This window comes from Streptomyces cucumeris (assembly GCF_024295805.1).
Classification (GTDB): Bacteria; Actinomycetota; Actinomycetes; order Streptomycetales; family Streptomycetaceae; genus Streptomyces; species Streptomyces cucumeris.
The window spans coordinates 146,470-164,906 of the sequence record NZ_JANCLX010000013.1 but is presented as its reverse complement, the minus strand read 5'-3'; the positions used below and the strand labels follow the sequence as shown (position 1 = coordinate 164,906).

At 72.1% G+C, this 18,437-nt stretch carries 16 protein-coding genes and 1 pseudogene; 14 read left to right on the top strand and 3 right to left on the bottom strand.

Translation table 11 applies throughout. From position 1 onward, the window contains the following. The first annotated feature begins 57 nt into the window (after window positions 1-57). From recG to mutM, 8 genes are all read left to right on the top strand, one after another. Complete coding sequence (gene recG / locus NMK44_RS20695) at window positions 58-2,289, top strand: ATP-dependent DNA helicase RecG (RefSeq protein WP_254745215.1); 2,232 nt, start codon at window positions 58-60, stop codon at window positions 2,287-2,289. 119 nt (window positions 2,290-2,408) lie between these two features. After that, window positions 2,409-2,996 (top strand): 16S rRNA (guanine(966)-N(2))-methyltransferase RsmD, encoded by a 588-nt coding sequence (gene rsmD, locus NMK44_RS20690; protein WP_254745213.1) that lies wholly within the window; start codon window positions 2,409-2,411, stop codon window positions 2,994-2,996. A gap of 26 nt (window positions 2,997-3,022) precedes the next feature. Then, a complete protein-coding gene (gene coaD / locus NMK44_RS20685; RefSeq protein WP_254745211.1) occupies window positions 3,023-3,502 on the top strand; it encodes a pantetheine-phosphate adenylyltransferase in 480 nt (159 codons plus the stop codon). 101 nt (window positions 3,503-3,603) lie between these two features. Further along, window positions 3,604-4,785: a DivIVA domain-containing protein gene (locus NMK44_RS20680; protein ID WP_254745209.1), complete on the top strand. Its 1,182-nt coding sequence runs from the start codon at window positions 3,604-3,606 to the stop codon at window positions 4,783-4,785. Between the two features lie 183 nt (window positions 4,786-4,968). Further along, window positions 4,969-5,559: a YceD family protein gene (locus tag NMK44_RS20675; protein ID WP_254745207.1), complete on the top strand. Its 591-nt coding sequence runs from the start codon at window positions 4,969-4,971 to the stop codon at window positions 5,557-5,559. Between the two features lie 2 nt (window positions 5,560-5,561). After that, window positions 5,562-5,735, top strand: a complete 174-nt coding sequence (gene rpmF / locus NMK44_RS20670) for a 50S ribosomal protein L32 (protein WP_009714764.1) — start codon at window positions 5,562-5,564, stop codon at window positions 5,733-5,735. A 19-nt stretch (window positions 5,736-5,754) separates the two neighbouring features. Beyond that, window positions 5,755-6,636, top strand: a complete 882-nt coding sequence (gene rnc, locus NMK44_RS20665) for a ribonuclease III (protein ID WP_254745205.1) — start codon at window positions 5,755-5,757, stop codon at window positions 6,634-6,636. Between the two features lie 109 nt (window positions 6,637-6,745). Then, entirely contained in the window at window positions 6,746-7,645 is a 900-nt protein-coding gene (gene mutM, locus NMK44_RS20660; RefSeq protein ID WP_254745203.1) for a bifunctional DNA-formamidopyrimidine glycosylase/DNA-(apurinic or apyrimidinic site) lyase, read from the top strand. On the opposite strand, the gene NMK44_RS20655 is transcribed toward mutM, so the two are convergent. Further along, window positions 7,588-8,034, bottom strand: coding sequence for a winged helix-turn-helix transcriptional regulator (locus tag NMK44_RS20655; RefSeq protein ID WP_254745201.1), 447 nt, complete (start codon window positions 8,032-8,034; stop codon window positions 7,588-7,590). The two genes, mutM and NMK44_RS20655, sit on opposite strands and share 58 nt — an antisense overlap. Window positions 8,035-8,145: 111 nt before the next feature. On the opposite strand from NMK44_RS20655, the pseudogene NMK44_RS20650 reads away from it, so the two are divergent. Further along, a pseudogene (locus NMK44_RS20650) lies at window positions 8,146-8,727 on the top strand (flavodoxin family protein); the annotation flags it as partial. 128 nt (window positions 8,728-8,855) lie between these two features. On the opposite strand, the gene NMK44_RS20645 reads toward NMK44_RS20650, so the two are convergent. Next, a complete protein-coding gene (locus tag NMK44_RS20645) occupies window positions 8,856-9,677 on the bottom strand; it encodes a CAP domain-containing protein (protein ID WP_308358482.1) in 822 nt (273 codons plus the stop codon). Window positions 9,678-9,946: 269 nt separating this feature from the next. Between NMK44_RS20645 and NMK44_RS20640 the strand changes: the two genes are divergently transcribed. The 4 genes from NMK44_RS20640 to NMK44_RS20625 all read left to right on the top strand — a co-directional run bounded on the left by NMK44_RS20640 (window position 9,947) and on the right by NMK44_RS20625 (window position 16,666). Continuing rightward, the gene (locus tag NMK44_RS20640; protein ID WP_254745197.1) at window positions 9,947-10,228 is read left to right on the top strand and encodes an acylphosphatase; all 282 of its coding nucleotides are present in this window, start codon (window positions 9,947-9,949) and stop codon (window positions 10,226-10,228) included. A 369-nt stretch (window positions 10,229-10,597) separates the two neighbouring features. Further along, on the top strand, window positions 10,598-10,801 hold the full coding sequence (locus NMK44_RS20635; RefSeq protein WP_254745195.1) for a hypothetical protein: 204 nt from the start codon (window positions 10,598-10,600) through the stop codon (window positions 10,799-10,801). Between the two features lie 239 nt (window positions 10,802-11,040). Beyond that, entirely contained in the window at window positions 11,041-15,027 is a 3,987-nt protein-coding gene (locus tag NMK44_RS20630; RefSeq protein ID WP_254745193.1) for an AAA family ATPase, read from the top strand. A gap of 217 nt (window positions 15,028-15,244) precedes the next feature. Then, entirely contained in the window at window positions 15,245-16,666 is a 1,422-nt protein-coding gene (locus NMK44_RS20625) for a sugar porter family MFS transporter (RefSeq protein ID WP_254745191.1), read from the top strand. On the opposite strand, the gene NMK44_RS20620 is transcribed toward NMK44_RS20625, so the two are convergent. Then, complete coding sequence (locus tag NMK44_RS20620) at window positions 16,663-17,697, bottom strand: LLM class flavin-dependent oxidoreductase (protein WP_254745189.1); 1,035 nt, start codon at window positions 17,695-17,697, stop codon at window positions 16,663-16,665. The genes NMK44_RS20625 and NMK44_RS20620 overlap by 4 nt on opposite strands. 228 nt (window positions 17,698-17,925) lie before the next feature. Between NMK44_RS20620 and NMK44_RS20615 the strand changes: the two genes are divergently transcribed. Then, complete coding sequence (locus tag NMK44_RS20615; RefSeq protein WP_254745261.1) at window positions 17,926-18,348, top strand: hypothetical protein; 423 nt, start codon at window positions 17,926-17,928, stop codon at window positions 18,346-18,348. Window positions 18,349-18,437 lie beyond the last annotated feature (89 nt).

Sequence of the window (18,437 nt, the reverse complement as noted above, 5' to 3'; positions counted from 1 at the left end):
CACGGGACGGGCCTGCGCCCCCTCGCCTGGCCCCGTCTGTCGGTGCGGTGGTGTGCAATGGACTCCGTGCCCGTGCTCGAAGAACCCCTGAAGAAGGTCCTCGGCGGCAACACCGCGAAGGTGATGGCCGAGCACCTCGGCCTGCACACGGTCGGCGATCTGCTCCACCACTACCCGCGGCGGTACGCGGAGCGGGGTGAGCTGACCCGGCTCTCCGATCTGCCCCTGGACGAGCATGTGACCGTCGTCGCGCAGGTCGCGGACGCCCGGGTGCTGAAGTTCAACGGGGGACGCGGGCAGCGCCTGGAGGTCACCATCACCGACGGCAGCGGCCGTCTCCAGCTCGTCTTCTTCGGCAAGGGCGTCCACAAGCCCCGTACCCAGCTGGTCCCCGGCACCCGCGGCATGTTCGCGGGCAAGGTCACGGTCTTCAACCACAAGCGCCAGCTCGCCCACCCGGAGTTCAAGACGCTGGGCGCCGGGAGCGGGGCGGACGCCGTCGAGGCGTTCGCCAACCAGCTGCTGCCGCTGTACCCGGCGTGCAAGCAGATGGAGTCCTGGCAGATCCAGCAGGCCGTGGACATCGTGCTGGGCCCCGCGGGCAGCGAGGACGCCGTCCTGGCCGAGCTGGTGGACCCGCTGCCCGGTGCGCTGCGGGAAGGCCGGGGCCTGGCCACCCTGCCCGAGGCGCTGCGCAAGATCCACCGGCCCCGCACCAAGGCGGACATCGCCGCCGCCCGGGACCGGCTGAAGTGGGACGAGGCGTTCGTCCTCCAGGTCGCCCTGGCCCGGCGCCGCCGGGCCGAGGCCCAACTGCCCGCGGCCCCGCGCCGTCCCGTCGAGGACGGTCTGCTCACCGCGTTCGACGCCCGGCTGCCGTTCACCCTCACCGACGGCCAGCGCCGGGTCAGTGAGCAGATCTTCGCCGACCTCGCCACCGAACACCCCATGCACCGGCTGCTCCAGGGCGAGGTGGGCTCGGGCAAGACCATGGTGGCGCTGCGGGCGATGCTCGGTGTGGTGGACGCCGGGGGACAGGCGGCGATGCTCGCGCCCACCGAGGTGCTCGCCCAGCAGCACCACCGCTCGATCACCGAGATGATGGGCGAGCTGGCCGAGGGCGGCATGCTGGGCGGCGCCGAACAGGGCACCAAGGTGGTGCTGCTCACGGGCTCCATGGGTGCCGCGGCCCGCCGCCAGGCCCTGCTGGACCTGGTCACCGGCGAGGCCGGGATCGTGATCGGCACCCATGCGCTGATCGAGGACAAGGTCCAGTTCCACGACCTGGGGCTGGTGGTCGTCGACGAGCAGCACCGCTTCGGCGTCGAGCAGCGGGACGCCCTGCGCTCCAAGGGCAAGCAGCCCCCGCATCTGCTGGTGATGACGGCCACCCCCATCCCGCGCACCGTGGCCATGACCGTCTTCGGCGATCTGGAGACCTCCGTCCTGGACCAGCTCCCCGCCGGACGTTCCCCGATCGCCTCCCATGTGGTGCCCGCCAAGGACAAGCCGCACTTCCTGGCCCGCGCCTGGGAGCGGGTGCGCGAGGAGGTGGCGGGCGGCCATCAGGCGTATGTGGTCTGTCCGCGCATCGGCGACGAGGAGGACGAGGCCAAGGCCGCGAAGCAGAAGAAATCCGGGGAAGAGGGAGCCGAGGCGGCCGAGGCCGAGAAGCGGCCCCCGCTGGCCGTGCTGGACATCGCCGAGCAGCTCGCCAAGGGCCCGCTGGCCGATCTGCGGGTGGAGGTGCTGCACGGCCGGATGCAGCCGGAGGCCAAGGACGAGGTGATGCGCCGCTTCGCCGCGGGCGCCGTCGACGTCCTGGTGGCCACCACCGTCATCGAGGTCGGCGTCAACGTGCCGAACGCCACCGCCATGGTGATCATGGACGCCGACCGGTTCGGCGTCTCCCAGCTCCACCAGCTGCGCGGCCGGGTCGGCCGTGGCTCGGCCCCCGGGCTGTGTCTGCTGGTCACCGAGATGCCCGAGGCCAGTCCCGCGCGGACCCGGCTCGGCGCGGTGGCAGCCACCCTGGACGGATTCGAGCTGTCCCGGATCGACCTGGAGCAGCGCCGCGAGGGCGATGTGCTCGGCCAGGCCCAGTCCGGCGCCCGCTCCTCGCTGCGGGTGCTCGCGGTCATCGACGACGAGGAGGTCATCGCCGCGGCCCGGGAGGAGGCCACCGCCCTGGTCACGGCCGATCCGGAGCTCACCGGCTATCCGGAGCTGCGCACCGCGCTGGACGCCCTGCTGGACGAGGAGCGCGAGGAGTTCCTCGACAAGGGCTGACGGCCGCCGGCGGGAGCTCGGCGGCCCCCGGCCGCCCGGGACGCCATATCGTGGAGGGGCGGCGGCGCGTGACCGCGCGGCCTCCGCTGCCCCGACCACCCCGAAGGACTGCCTGACCCATGACCCGCGTGATCGCCGGAGCGGCCGGCGGCCGACGGCTGGCCGTGCCCCCCGGAAACGGCACCCGACCCACCTCGGACCGGGCGCGCGAGGGCCTGTTCTCCACCTGGGAGTCGCTGCTCGGCTCCCTCGACGGGGCACGGGTCCTGGATCTGTACGGCGGTTCGGGCGCGGTCGGCCTGGAGGCGCTGTCCCGGGGCGCGGCCCACGTACTGCTGGTGGAATCCGACCAGCGCGCGGCCCGCACCATCCGCGAGAACATCCGTACGCTCGGCCTGCCCGGGGCCGAGCTGCGCACCGCGAAGGCCGAACAGGCCCTGGCCGGACCGGCGCCCGCCACCGGCCCGTACGACGTGGTCTTCCTGGACCCGCCGTACGCCGTGACCGACGACGATCTCCGCGAGATCCTGCTCACACTCCGCCACAAGGGCTGGCTCGCGCCGGACGCGCTGGCCACCGTGGAGCGGAGCACACGAGGCGGGGAGTTCGGGTGGCCGGACGGTTACGAGGGACTGCGGGCCCGTCGTTACGGCGAGGGCACGCTTTGGTACGGTCGCGCCGCCTCGACGTGCGACAACGCGTCATGACCGGACCCGAGAGCGAGGAACCACTGTTGCGCCGCGCAGTCTGTCCGGGGTCCTTCGACCCCGTCACCAACGGACACCTCGACATCATCGGCCGCGCCTCGAAGCTCTATGACGAGGTGTACGTCGCCGTGATGATCAACAAGTCCAAGCAGGGGCTGTTCACGGTGGAGGAGCGTATGGACCTCCTCCGCCAGACCACCGCGGAGTACGGGAACGTCTCCGTGGAGGCGTTCCACGGACTGCTGGTCGACTTCTGCAAGCAGCGTGAGATCCCCGCGATCGTCAAGGGGCTGCGGGCCGTCAGCGACTTCGACTACGAGTTGCAGATGGCGCAGATGAACAACGGCCTGTCGGGCGTGGAGACGCTGTTCGTCCCCACCAACCCCACCTACAGCTTCCTCTCCTCCAGCCTGGTCAAGGAGGTCGCGGCCTGGGGCGGCGACGTCGCCCATCTGGTGCCTCCGCTGGTACTGGAGGCCCTGACCGAGAGGCTCGGACGGAAGTAGCCGCTGACGGGGTGTCAGCGGGTGTCCGGGAGGGGCCCGCTGGCCGTACAGTCGTCCCCGTTCCTGTCCATCCGCATCCGATCAGTCTGCGAGCAGTCACAGTGGACGTGCAGAAGAAGCTCGACGAGATCGTCAAGGCCGTCGGCAGCGCCCGGTCCATGCCCATGTCGGCCTCGTGCGTGGTCAACCGGGCCGAGCTGCTCGCCATGCTCGAAGAGGTGCGGGCGGCGCTCCCGGACTCGCTCGCCCACGCCCAGGAGCTGATCGGCGGCCGTGACCGGATGGTCGAGGACGCCCGCCAGGAGGCCGACCGGATCATCGAGGCCGCGCACACCCAGCGCACCTCGCTGATCTCCGGCACCGAGGTGGCCCGGCAGTCCCAGGAGGAGGCGGACCGGATCCTGGGGGAGGCCCGCCGGGAGGCCGAGGAGATCCGCGCGGAGGCCGACGACTACGTCGACAGCAAGCTGGCCAACTTCGAGGTCGTGCTGACCAAGACCATCGGCTCGGTGGACCGCGGCCGGGAGAAGCTGCTCGGCCGCGCCCCCGCGGACCCCTACGGCGACGGGACGGCCGCGGCCGGACAGCCGGAGGAGGCACCCGAGCGCAGCGCCGATCCGCACACCCTGCGCCAGCGGGCCGACGACTACGTGGACACCAAGCTGGGCGCGGTCTCGGCAGTGCTCGCCAAGACGTTGGAGGCGGTCGGCCGCGGCCGTCAGAAGCTGCTGGGCGCGCGTCCGGCCGATGAGCTGGGCGCCCATATGGCGGCCCAGGACGCGGCCGCCGGCGGTCTGCACACCAGCGACGACGACTACCTCGCGGACCTCGCCCGGTCCGGGATGGGGCTCGCCCCGGACGTGCCCGGCGCCCCGGGCATCCCGGTCGCCCCGGCCGAGGTGCCCGTCGCGCCGCCTGAGCACGCCGCGGCCGACGCCGGGTACTACGCCGCCACCGCGGGTTATCCACAGCAGGCCCAGGGCCAGCCGCAGTCACCGCCGCAGGTCGACGCCTACGGTTACCCGCAGCAGTACGTGCCGCCCATGCCCCAGCAGGACCCGTACGCCGCGGCCGCGCAGTCCGGTTACGGGCAGCAGGACGCCTACGGCTGGCCGCAGCAGGCCCAGGGATACGACCCGGCCGCCGGATACGCCGCCCCGGAGCACCAGCACCCCCAGCAGCACCCGCAGGCGCAGCAGGGCGCGGCGCTGGACGAGACCAGCCTGTTCGACACGAGCATGATCGACCTCGATCAGCTCCGTCAGTACGAACAGGGCCGCTAGTCCCGCCCCGGTCCCTCCTCACCGGCCGGATTGGGTCTACGGCGAACCGTCCAGTATCCTGGCTCTTCGGTCGCGCGTACGTCCGCGATCTCGGCTGCCCACCTTGCATCAGCTCCGGGCGGCCCGCCGCAGCGTAGAAAGCAGGAAGCCCTGAACGCCCGCCTCGACCACCGTGCCCCCCTCGTGTTCGACACACGTGAGCTGGGCCGTCGTCCCGGTGCGCTGAAAAGGATCTCCCGCTCCGTGGCGGCACCCAAGGACCTCGGTATCGAGGTCATCGGGGTGCGGGAGGGCGCGACCGTGGAGCTCGAGCTCCGTCTTGAGTCGGTCATGGAAGGGGTGCTCGTCACAGGCACCGGCCGTGCGCCGCTCACGGGGGAGTGCGTAAGGTGTCTGGAGCCGCTGGAGCATGAGCTCGAAGCGGATTTCCAGGAGATGTACTCCTACCCCGACGCCGACGACCGGAGCCGCGAAGCGGACACCGGCGACGACGCCGAGGAAGAGGAGACGCTCTTTCTCGAGGCCGACCTGTTCGACCTCGAGCCCGTGCTGCGGGACGCGGTGGTGCTCGCACTGCCGTTGCAGCCGGTGTGCCGGGAGGACTGCCCGGGGCTGTGCGCCGAATGCGGTGCGCGGCTCGCGGACGACCCGGACCACCACCATGACGCCGCCGACATCCGTTGGGCGGCGCTGCAGGGACTCGCCGACACCATGAGGGACGGCGAGAAGGACAACGCACCCCGCGAGCGCGGGGATGACCCACAGGAGAAGTAGCCGTGGCTGTTCCGAAGCGGAAGATGTCGCGCAGCAACACGCGCCACCGCCGGTCGCAGTGGAAGGCTGCGGTCCCCACCCTGGTGGCGTGCGAGCGCTGCCACGAGCCGAAGCAGCAGCACATCGCGTGCCCGAGCTGCGGCACCTACAACCGCCGCCAGGTCCTCGAGGTCTGATCGGCGGGTGACAGGCTCTATGTCAGACGCCACTACGCCTCCCCGCAAGCGCGGGGGTGAACCTCGCGGGGGTCATCCGCGCGGCGGTGAAGCGGTCCAGGCGGACACGGCCTCGTCCCACACGATCCTGGAAGGGCGGCTCGGGTACCAGCTCGAGTCCGCCCTTCTGGTGCGTGCGCTCACCCACCGCTCCTTCGCCTACGAGAACGGCGGGCTGCCCACCAACGAGCGGCTGGAGTTCCTCGGGGACTCCGTGCTCGGCCTGGTGGTCACCGACACGCTGTACCGCATCCACCCGGACCTGCCGGAAGGCCAGCTGGCCAAGTTGCGGGCCGCGGTGGTCAACTCGCGTGCGCTGGCAGAGGTGGGCCGCGGGCTCGATCTCGGCGCCTTCATCCGGCTCGGCCGGGGCGAAGAGGGCACCGGGGGCAGGGACAAGGCATCCATCCTCGCCGACACCCTCGAAGCGGTGATCGGCGCCGTCTATCTCGACCAGGGGCTCGACGCCGCCGCCGAACTGGTGCACCGGCTCTTCGACCCGCTGATCGAGAAGTCCTCGAATCTCGGCGCCGGCCTGGACTGGAAGACCAGCCTCCAGGAGTTGACCGCCACCGAGGGTCTCGGGGTTCCCGAGTACCTGGTCTCCGAGACCGGGCCCGACCACGAGAAGACCTTCACGGCTGCCGCCCGCGTCGGTGGTGTCGCGTACGGCACCGGCACCGGCCGCAGCAAGAAGGAAGCCGAACAGCAGGCGGCCGAGGCCGCCTGGCGCGCCATCCGCGCCGCTGCCGACGAGGCCCAGGCCAAGGCCGAAGCCTCGGCGAAGGCCGAGGCGGACGCCGCGTCCGCCACCACGGCGGACGGCGGAGCCGCCGCCGACACGGCCTCCACGGCACGCTGATCTCCTTCCGCACCGTCCGTACTGTCGATACGGCTCCTCCCGCCCCGCGGCGGACGGCTCAGGCCGTTCCCCGCGGGGCGGGAGGGCTTCAGGCTCAAGGAGGCCCGCGTTGCCCGAGCTGCCCGAGGTCGAGGTGGTCCGCCGTGGACTGGAGCGCTGGGTCAGCGGCCGCACGGTCGCCGAGGTCCAGGTGCTGCACCCCCGTGCGGTCCGCCGCCACCTCGGCGGCGCGGAGGACTTCGCGGCCCGGCTGACCGGCCGCACCACTTCCGTGGCCCGCCGCCGCGGCAAGTACCTGTGGCTGCCGTTCGAGGACGGTGCCGAATCGGTCCTGGCCCACCTCGGGATGAGCGGTCAGCTCCTGGTCCAGCCGCACTCCGCCCCGGACGAGAAGCATCTGCGCGTCCGGATGCGCTTCGCCGATGACACCGGCACCGAGCTGCGCTTCGTCGACCAGCGCACCTTCGGCGGCCTCTCCCTGCACGACACCGTGCCCGGCGCCGCGGACGGACTGCCCGACGCCATCGCGCATATCGCCCTGGACCCCCTGGACCCCGCCTTCGACGAGGCGGCGTTCCACACCGCGCTGCGCCGCCGCCGGACCACCGTCAAGCGCGCCCTGCTCGACCAGTCGCTGATCAGCGGGGTCGGCAACATCTACGCGGACGAGGCGCTGTGGCGCTCCCGGCTGCACTACGACCGGCCGACCGCGACCCTCACCCGTCCGCGCAGCGCCGAACTCCTCGGCCATGTACGCGAGGTGATGACCGCGGCGCTGGCGGTCGGCGGCACCAGTTTCGACAGCCTCTACGTCAATGTGAACGGCGAGTCCGGGTACTTCGAGCGCTCCCTGGACGCCTACGGCCGGGAGAACGAGCCCTGCCGCCGCTGCGGCACCCCGATGCGCCGCCGCCCCTGGATGAACCGCTCCAGCTACTTCTGCCCGCGCTGTCAGCGCCCGCCGCGCCCGGCCGCCGTACCGCCGCTGTCCGCGCGCGTGCCGTCGTAGGCCGTCCGGGCCTCCAGCACCTCCGGCATCCGTTCCTCGACCAGGTCGATCAGGGCCAGCAGCCGCTCCGCGACCGCGCCGCCCAGCGGGGTGAGCCGGTAGTCCACGCGCGGGGGGTTGGTCGGCTGCGCGTCGCGGTGCACCAGTCCGTCGCGCTCCAGCGCGTGCAGCGTCTGGGACAGCATCTTCTCGCTGACGCCGTCGATCCGGCGGCGCAGCTCATTGAAGCGCAGCGTGCCCTCGCGCAGCGCGCCCAGGGTGAGACTGCCCCACCTCCCGGTGACGTGCTCCAGCGTCGCGCGTGACGGGCAGGCACGGGCGAACACGTCGAAGGCCGCTTCCCCGGTCCCTGTCGCGGGACATACCGCACCAGTGTGTTCACGGTCCATGGAGCAACCATACGCGTCCGCAGCGCTAACCCTGAGGTTGCGCTTTCTAAAAGTTAGTGCTTCTCTTGTCGCGTCAGCCACCGTGTTACGACGCCTGAGGAGCGCGCCACCGTGACCACCCCTGTTGTCTCCATCGCCTACCACTCCGGCTTCGGCCACACCGCCGTCCTCGCCGAGGCCGTCCGCGAGGGCGCGGCCGCCGCCGGGGCCACCGTTCACCTGATCAAGGTCGACACCATCACCGACCAGGACTGGGAGCTGCTGGACGCCTCGGACGCGATCATCTTCGGCTCGCCCACCTATATGGGCACCGCGTCCGGCGCCTTCCACGCCTTCGCCGAGTCCACCTCGTCGCGCTTCTTCAGCCAGGCGTGGAAGGACAAGCTGGCCGCCGGGTTCACCAACTCCGCCTCCAAGAGCGGGGACAAGCTGCACACCCTCCAGTTCTTCACCGTGCTCGCCGCACAGCTCGGCATGCACTGGGTGAACCTGGGGCTCCAGCCGGGGTGGAACGCCAGCACCGCGTCCGAGAACGACCTCAACCGGCTCGGCTTCTCGCTCGGCGCCGCGGCCCAGTCCAATGCCGACCAGGGTGTGGAGGGTGTGCACAAGGCGGATGTGGAGACCGCGGCACATCTCGGGCGCCGGGTCACCGAGACCGCGCGCACCTTCGCGGCGGGCCGGCCCGCCGCCGCCGGATACGGCGGGGGGGGACGGCGCGCCGGGGGGGGGGGTCCGGGGGTGCGGCCCCCCGGGGGCCCTGGGCCCGCCCCCGGCCCCGCCGGGTCGTGAGCGTGGATCCGGATGAGGCCCTTACGGCCTCAGTAGCCGAAGTCCTGGGTCCACCAGGGGCCGTCGCCGTCGAAGTGCGCGCCGACGCCCATGGTCTCGTAGTCGCAGTTGAGGATGTTGGCACGGTGGCTGGAGCTGTCCATCCACGTGTCCATCACCTCCTGTGCGGTCGACTGGCCGCGGGCGATGTTCTCGCCGCCCAGGTCGATGATGCCCGCCCGCTCGGCACGCTCCCAGGGGCTCTCGCCGTCCGGGTTGACGTGGTCGAAGAAGTCGCGCAGCGCCATGTCGTCGCTGAAGTCGTCGGCCAGCTGGGAGAGTTTGGGATCGGCGGTCACCGGTGAGCAGCCGACCTTCCCCCGCTCCTTGTTGACCAGCTTGAGCACCTGCTTCTCGACCGCCGCCTCCCGGCCGCCGCGCTCGTCGTCCGGGTCCTCGGCCGCGGTCGGCGGATCGGCGGGCTTGGCCGGCGGGCGGGTGTCCCGCTCCTTGTCCGAGGAGCCCTTGCCGCCGTCGCGGCCGCGGTCCTCGTCCCCGCCGCGGTCCGAGGAGCCGGGCGAGCCCTGCTGGTCGGACGGCGAAGTGGACGGGGTGGAGGGCTTGGACGGCTGCGAGGGCTTCGACGGGCCGCTGGACGGTGGCTTGGCACCGCTGTCGCCCCCTCCCGCCGGGGCCTGACCGGGCAGCGAGGGGGACGGCGACTGGGTGCCCTGGGGCCCCAGGCCGGAGTCGACCGGGCCTCCCGCCTGGACCTGACCGGCGGGGTCATTGCCGCCGCCGACCTGGTGACCACCGCCGGGAAGCAGGCCGGAGGCCATCGCCACCGCGCCCACGGCGACGGCGGCGGACATGCCCAACAGTCCGGTCCGCACCGGCGCGAAGGCGCTGCGGTGCGCCCCCCGGTGACGTCCGGCGCGCGGGGGAACTACCGCGGGACCGGGGGCAGATCGTCGATGGCGGCCCATCTCCTGCCTTCCTTATGTGCTCGATAGGAATTGTGTCACTCGTGTGGGCGACTCATGAACCACTCGTGTGGGTGAGTGTTGTTGACGCCGGACTGTACGCCATGAGGCCCCTGTCTGGCGTGCTGACCGGCTAATTGGACGGTTAGCGTGCACGCATGAACGAAAGAGTCCGTCTCACCGTGTGGGTCCGCGGCCAGGTCCAGGGGGTGGGGTTCCGCTGGTACACCCGGGCCAACGCACTGCGTATCGGGGGCCTCGTCGGCTTCGCCTCCAACCTCTCCGACGGCCGGGTGCAGGTCGTCGCCGAGGGTCCGCGACCGGAGTGCGAACAGTTGCTCGACTGGCTGCGGGACGGCGACACGCCCGGCCGGGTCGACGGTGTGACAGAGATCTGGGACACACCGCGAGGCGGCTACGAGACCTTCGAGATCCGCTGACGGACCCACCGGAATGATCCTCCGAAGGCCGCTCCGGCCGTGCCGTCCTCGCCGCCTGTGAGCAGAAATCGGCTGATGGTTGCCAACGGCGCCGCTCCGTGGAAGGCTGCGGAGTCACGGAAGATCTTCGTCACCGCGGGGCTCTTCTGGAGAGGGCGGCATTCTGTTCCGCCGGTGTGCTCTCGTCCCCCGCGGCCTGGGCGACGTGTGATCGTGTTGACCCTCAAACCAATTGGTGAGACGCTGGAAGTCCCCGCGCACCTTAACTTGTCCGCCAGGCAGCACGGTAGTACGGGCAGACATCGCGGGTGCGATCCCTCACGACCCACACCGCTTCGGTCGGTCACTCATTGTGGAGGACCATCCATCATGGCAAAGGCGCTTCTCGGTTACGTCGGCGGCTCCGACCCCCGAGTCCTCGCCGAGATGCGACGGCTTCAGCAGCGCGTTCAGGATCTTGAATCCGAGATCATTCGGATTCAGGCCGAGAACGACGCTCTTGCGGCCGCCGCTCGACACGACTCGCTGCTCGAAGGCATCGACGTATCCCAGGCGGAGCCTGCGCTCGCCTGACCCAGCCCCAGGGCCGGTCGGGCTGCATCGTCAGCCGCTTGAGAATCTTCAAGGGACGCCTCGGCGTCCCTTCGTCGTGTCCCCCGCGTTCTTCCGGGTTTTCCTTACCGACTGATGTGCCCCTCCCTCTCATCGGTGAAACCGATCTTTCCTGAAACCCGGAAAAAGCCCGGACGCGCCCGCGCCGCCCCGTGCCGGGGACGGTGCCGGGCGGAAAGCGGCGGGTAGAGTCCAACGGCGTGCACCTGAAGAGCCTGACCCTCCGAGGCTTCAAATCCTTCGCCTCCGCCACGACGCTCCGGTTCGAGCCGGGTATCACCTGCGTCGTCGGCCCCAATGGCTCGGGCAAGTCCAATGTCGTGGACGCCCTTTCCTGGGTCATGGGTGAACAGGGCGCGAAATCGCTGCGCGGCGGCAAGATGGAGGACGTCATCTTCGCCGGGACCACCGGCCGCCCCCCGCTGGGCCGTGCCGAGGTCTCCCTCACCATCGACAACGCCGACGGCGCGCTCCCCATCGACTACGCCGAAGTGACGATCACGCGGATCATGTTCCGCAACGGCGGCAGCGAATACCAGATCAACGGCGACACCTGCCGTCTGCTGGACATCCAGGATCTGCTGTCCGACTCCGGTATCGGCCGTGAGATGCACGTCATCGTCGGCCAGGGCCAGCTCGACGGCGTTCTGCACGCCGATCCCACCGGCCGCCGTGCCTTCATCGAGGAGGCCGCGGGCGTCCTCAAGCACCGCAAGCGCAAGGAGAAGGCGCTGCGGAAGCTGGACGCGATGCAGGCCAACCTCGCCCGTGTCCAGGACCTCACCGACGAACTGCGGCGCCAGCTCAAACCGCTCGGCCGCCAGGCCGCCGTCGCCCGGCGGGCCGCCGTCATCCAGGCCGATCTGCGCGACGCCCGGCTGCGGCTGCTCGCCGATGACCTGGTGACCCTGCGCGAGGCGCTGCGGGCCGAGGTCGCCGACGAGGCGGCGCTGAAGGAGCGCAAGGAGGCCGCCGAGGCCGAGTTGCGGGCCGCACAGGCGCGTGAGGCGGCACTCGAGGAGCAGGTCCGGCAGCTCGCGCCGCGGCTGCGGGACGCGCAGGCGACCTGGTACGAGCTCTCCCAGCTCGCCGAACGGGTGCGCGGCACCATCAGTCTCGCGGACGCCCGGGTCACCAGCGCGACCTCCGCCCCGGCCGAGGAGCGGCGCGGCCGTGACCCGGAGGACATGGAGCGCGAGGCCGCCCGGATCCGGGAGCAGGAGGCCGAGCTCGAAGCGGCCCTGGAGGCGGCCGGCCGGGCTCTGGAGGACACCGTCTCCCACCGGGCCGGGCTGGAGCGCGCCCTCGCCCAGGAGGAGCGCCGGCTCAAGGACGTGGCCCGCGCCATCGCCGACCGCCGTGAAGGGCTCGCCCGGCTCCAGGGCCAGGTGAACGCCGCCCGCGGCCGGGCCGGTTCCGCCCGCGCCGAGATCGAACGGCTGGCCACCGCCCGGGACGAGGCCCAGGCCCGGGCCGTCGCCGCTCAGGAGGAGTACGAACAGCTCCAGGCCGAGGTGGACGGACTCGACGCGGGTGACGCGGAACTGGCGGAGCGCCATGAGACGGCCAAACGGGAGCTGGCCGGGGCGGACGCGGCCCTGAGCACCGCCCGTGAGGCCGTCACCGCCGCCGAGCGCGAGCGGGCGGCCACCGCGGCCCGGCATGACGCGCTGGCACTCGGACTGCGCCGGAAGGACGGCACCGGCGCACTGCTGGCCGCCTCCGACCGGCTCACCGGTCTCCTCGGCCCCGCCGCCGAACTGCTGACCGTCACCCCGGGCTTCGAGGTCCCGGTCGCCGCGGCCCTGGGCGCCGCCGCCGACGCCCTCGCCGTCACCGACCCCGCCGCCGCGGCGGACGCCCTGCGGCTGCTGCGCGCCCAGGACGCGGGCCGCGCCGCCCTCCTCCTGGGCGCGCCCCCGGGCGCCCCGGCTCCGCTTGCCGTCGCCCGGGAGTCCCACGGCGCCTCCGCGACGGCGGACGGCGGTACCCACGGGGCGACCGGGCCCGGCACCACCTCCGTCCCGGACGCGGCCGCGCCCGGCCATCCGGCGGTCCCGGCCCCGCAGGGGCCGACGGTGTCGTACCCCGCGGCCGGTCCGGCCCGGGGACCGTCCGCCCACGGGGCCACCGGCGCGGATCACGGGGAGCCGGGGGCCGCCGGTGCCGGCGCGGCCGGTGCCGCCCCCGCGCCGTCACCCGGCGGTTCCGCCGCACGGGGTCCCGCGGCCTCGGGCGGGTCAGGCGTCGTCCCAGGGACGCGGTCCGGGGACGGCGGAGGGCCGGACGAGGTCGTCCGGGTGCCGCATCCCGCCGCGCACGGCGGCGGGGCCGGAGGAGACATCAGCGTGCCCGGGGCGCGGACCGGGCCGGACGGTGCCGGGAGCCCACAGCGGGTGGTCGATCTGGTGGGCGGTCCCCAGGAGCTGCTGCCGGCGCTGCGGCGGCTGCTCGACGGCATGGTCGTGGTGCCCACCCTGGAGGACGCCGAGCACCTGGTGGGGCGGTCGCCGGAAGTGACGGCGGTGACCGCCGAGGGGGATCTGCTCGGGGCCCACTTCGCCCAGGGCGGGTCCGCCGGGGTGCCCAGTCTGCTGGAGGTACAGGCGTCGGTCGACGAGGCCGCGGCGGAACTGGCGGAGCTGGCCGTACGGTGCGAGGAACTGGCCGGGGCGCAGCGCGCCGCGGCGGAGCGGCGTACCGCGTGTGCGGCCCTCGTCGAGGAGCTGGCGGCCCGGCGCAGTGCGGCCGACCGGGAGAAGTCGCAGGTCGCGCAGTCCCTCGGACGGCTGGGTGGACAGGCGCGCGGAGCGGCCGGGGAGGCCGAGCGCACGACCGCGGCGGCCGCCCGCGCCGAAGAGGCGCTGGAGCGGGCGGTCGAGGAGGCCGAGGAGCTCGCCGAGCGGCTCGCGGTGGCCGAGGAGGCACCCGGCGAGGAGGAGCCGGACACCTCGGTACGGGACCGCCTCGCGGCGGACGGGGCGAACGCGCGGCAGACCGAGATGGAGGCGCGGCTCCAGGTCCGCACCCATGAGGAGCGCGTCAAGGGGCTCGCGGGGCGGGCGGACGCGCTGGACCGGGGTGCACGCGCCGAGCGCGAGGCACGGGCGCGCGCCGAGCAGCGGCGCGCCCGGCTGCGCCGGGAGGCGGAGGTGGCCTCGGCCGTGGCGGCGGGCGGCCGTCAGCTCCTGGCCCATGTCGAGGTGTCGCTGGTGCGGGCCGGGGAGGAGCGGGACGCGGCGGAGCGCGCCAAGGCCGAGCGGGAACGGGAGCTGGTCGCCGAGCGCAACCAGGGCCGTGACCTCAAGGGCGAGCTGGACAAGCTGACCGATTCGGTGCACCGGGGCGAGGTGCTGGGCGCGGAGAAGCGGCTGCGGATCGAGCAGTTGGAGGCCAAGGCGCTGGAGGAGCTGGGCGTCGAACCGGCCGGGCTGATCGCCGAGTACGGCCCGGACCAGCCGGTGCCGCCGTCGCCGCCCGCCGAGGGCGAGGAGCTGCCGGAGGATCCCGAGCACCCCCGCAACCAGCCGGTGGCTTACGTCCGGGCGCAGCAGGAGAAGCGGCTGAAGGCGGCGGAGCGTGCGTACCAGCAGCTCGGCAAGGTCAATCCGCTGGCGCTGGAGGAGTTCGCGGCGCTGGAGGAGCGGCACCAGTTCCTCAGTGAGCAGCTGGAGGACCTGAAGAAGACCCGGGCCGATCTGCTCCAGGTGGTCAGGGAGGTCGACGAGCGGGTCGAGCAGGTGTTCACCGAGGCGTACCGGGACACCGCCCGGGAGTTCGAGGGCGTCTTCTCCCGGCTGTTCCCCGGCGGGGAGGGGCGGCTGATCCTGACCGACCCCGAGAACATGCTGACCACCGGGGTGGATGTGGAGGCCAGACCCCCGGGCAAGAAGGTCAAGCGGCTGTCGCTGCTGTCCGGCGGTGAGCGGTCGCTGACCGCGGTGGCGCTGCTGGTGTCGATCTTCAAGGCGCGGCCGAGCCCGTTCTATGTGATGGACGAGGTCGAGGCGGCGCTGGACGACACCAATCTCCAGCGGCTGATCCGGATCATGGAGGAACTCCAGGAGTCCTCCCAGCTGATCGTGATCACGCACCAGAAGCGGACGATGGAAGTCGCCGACGCCCTCTACGGCGTCTCCATGCAGGGCGACGGCGTATCGAAGGTCATCAGCCAGCGCCTGCGGTGACCGCTTCAACACTTGAAGTCAAGTGCTCAACAGAGCGTGTCGCCACGTGCGGCGGATTTATTCGTCACACCCTATTGACTTCGAAACTTGAAGGAATAGTCTCTGCAACGTTGCTTTTACCTTCAAGTGGTGGCCGACCGCTCGGCTCGCCTCCGCTGGAAGAGCCAGCCAGCCCCGACGTCCGGCAGCGTTGCCGGGCGGGCCACAGGAGTTCACGTTGACCACCACCGCGCAGGCCCAGAAGGGATCCGAGGGCCGTAAGGCCCAGCCGGACCACCTCGGCCACGTCATCTTCATCACCGCCGCCGCCGCGATGGGCGGCTTCCTCTTCGGCTACGACAGCTCGGTGATCAACGGAGCGGTCGAAGCCATCCGCGGCAAGTACGACATCGGTTCCGCAGCCCTGGCCCAGGTCGTCGCCATCGCCCTGATCGGTTCGGCGATCGGCGCCGCCACCGCCGGCCGGATAGCCGACCGTATCGGCCGGATCCGCGTCATGCAGATCGCCGCCGCGCTCTTCACCGTCAGCGCCGTCGGCTCCGCCCTGCCGTTCTCGCTGTGGGACCTGGCCATGTGGCGGGTGCTCGGCGGTATCGGCATCGGTATGGCCTCCGTGATCGGCCCGGCCTACATCGCCGAGGTCGCCCCGCCCGCGTACCGCGGCCGTCTCGCCTCCTTCCAGCAGGCCGCGATCGTCATCGGCATCGCCCTGTCCCAGCTCGTCAACTGGGGCATCCTCAACCTCGCCGACGGTGACCAGCGCGGCACCATCGCCGGTCTCGAGGCGTGGCAGTGGATGCTCGGCGTCATGGTCGTCCCGGCCGTCCTCTACGGTCTGCTGTCCTTCGCGATCCCCGAGTCGCCCCGCTTCCTGATCTCCGTCGGCCGTCTCGACCGCGCGAAGGAGGTCCTGCGCGAGGTCGAGGGCAAGACCGTCGACCTGGACGTCCGGGTCGACGAGATCGACCGGGCGATGCGCAGTGAGCACAAGTCGACCTTCAAGGACCTGCTGGGCGGCCGCTTCGGTCTGCTGCCGGTGGTCTGGATCGGTGTCGGCCTGTCGGTGTTCCAGCAGCTCGTCGGCATCAACGTGGCGTTCTACTACTCCTCGACGCTGTGGCAGTCCGTCGGCGTCGACCCGAGCGGCTCGTTCTTCTACTCCTTCACCACGTCGATCATCAACATCCTCGGCACCGTGATCGCGATGATCTTCGTCGACCGGATCGGCCGCAAGCCGCTGGCGCTCATCGGCTCGATCGGCATGGCGGTCTCGCTCGGCCTGGTCGCCTGGGCCTTCTCCGCGAACCTGGTGGGCGGCAAGCTGCCGCACACCGAGGGTGTGGTGGCCCTGGTCGCCGCCCACGCGTTCGTGCTCTTCTTCGCCCTCTCGTGGGGTGTGGTGGTCTGGGTCCTGCTCGGCGAGATGTTCCCGAACAAGATCCGCGCCGCGGCGCTCGGTGTCGCCGCCTCCGCCCAGTGGATCGCCAACTGGGCCATCACCGCCAGCTTCCCGAGCCTGTCGGACTGGAATCTGTCCGCGACGTACATCATGTACACGGCCTTCGCCCTGCTCTCGATCCCGTTCATCCTCAAGTGGGTGCCGGAGACCAAGGGCAAGGCGTTGGAGGAGATGGGCTAAATCCCCCCGCCGCCCGCTCCTCGCACAGGAGAGCTGCCCCGCCCCGAGTCCTCGAGGCGGGGCAGTACTCGTTCCGCGAACAGCCGCAGCGAGCGCCAGGCCTCCTCCACCGGCATCCCGCCGCACAGCGGATGCAGCACCAGACTGGTCCGGCCGCCGTCCTCCGCCGCGTACGCCAGGCACTCCCCGGGCGTCAGGACGCGGTAGACGCCCTCCGCGCGCAGGGCCGCGGCGTCCGCGGCCCGGGAGCGCACCGCCGACCGCACCCCCTCCGGCTGCCAGGACGCGTACGTCCGCGCCTCGTGCAGCAGATGGTGGCCGTACTCCGCCCAGACCCGGTCCGGATCCTCCGCCACGTGCAGCAGCGGTGTGGACTCCGGCGGCATCAGGCACCAGCCCTCGGTGCCGTACTCCGCCCGCCGGGCGTGGTAGTACTCCTCCAGCTCCGGCAGATGGGCGCTGGGGAAGAACGGCAGCCCCAGCCGGGCGGCCCGGCGCGCCGCGGGCCGGGAGCTGCCGCCCACCAGCAGCGGCGGATGCGGCCGGGTGGCGGGGCGCGGGGTCACCCGCACCGTACGGCCGCGGTGGCGGAACGGTTCGCCCGTCCAGGCCGCGAGCAGCGTCTCCAGCGCCTCGTCCTGGAGCGCACCGCGCCCCGCCCAGTCCCGGCCGTGCGCCGCGTACTCCTCCGGGCGGTAGCCGATCCCCGCCACCGTCACCAGCCGGCCGCCGCTCACCAGGTCCAGCACCGCGATGTCCTCGGCCAGCCGCAGCGGGTCGTACAGCGGGGTGATCAGGGCGGAGACCGTCACCGTGATCCGCCGGGTGGCGCCCAGCACCGCGCCCGCGAACACCAGCGGTGCGGGCAGCCAGCCGTCGGCGGAGCCGTGGTGCTCCTCGGTCTGGACGGTGTCGACGCCCTGTTCGTCCGCGTAGGCAGCCATCTCCACGGCGGCGCGGTAGCGGGCGGACAGGGAGCCGGAGGTGGCGGCGGGATCGACGAGATTCAGCCGTACGACCGTGACGGGCATGGCGGAACTCCCCTTCGTCCTGGGCGGGCCCCCGGGGGAGTGCGACCGTAACTGACGATCCGTCAAATTTCCATCGGTGTGCGGCGGACGGCAGACCCCGCCCGCGCCCTTCCCGGCGCACGGGCGGACCGGGGCGGATGACTCATGCGCCTGGGACGCGGGGCGGCCCATCGTGGGACACGGCCCGCTCCGCGGGCCGCACATCCCCACACCAAGGAGCGGCGCGTGATGATCAGCACGGGGGAGCCACACCTCATCACCGGATCCGACATCGACGATCTCGTCACCCGGGTCCGGCTCAACGGCCCCCGCGGCCCGGAGCACGGCGCGGCCCTCGCGGCCGAACTCGACGCCGCCCGTGCCTTCCTCTGCTCGCCCGGGGACCCCGACCCCGCCGTCGCCCGGCTGGTCCGCCGGCGGCTGGTGGTGATCGCGCTGCGCCACGGCGGCGCGCTGCTGGCCAAACTCCTCACCCGGCTCACCGCCCGGGAGACGGCCATGGTCCGCCGGTACGCCCACCGGCTCGCCAACTTCCTCGACACGCCGGAGAACTGGGCCGCCCAGCCGATCATGCTCCATCTGATGCGGATCGGCCTGTGCTACGCGGAGGCGGAGGACATCGCCGTCACCGTCCTGATGTTCGTGTGGTGAACCCGTCCGCCCCCAACTCCCCACGCTCCGAACGGAACGCGGGTACTAGGAGGTCACCGGTTCGGGTGGGCTGGGGCGTCCTCGCACTT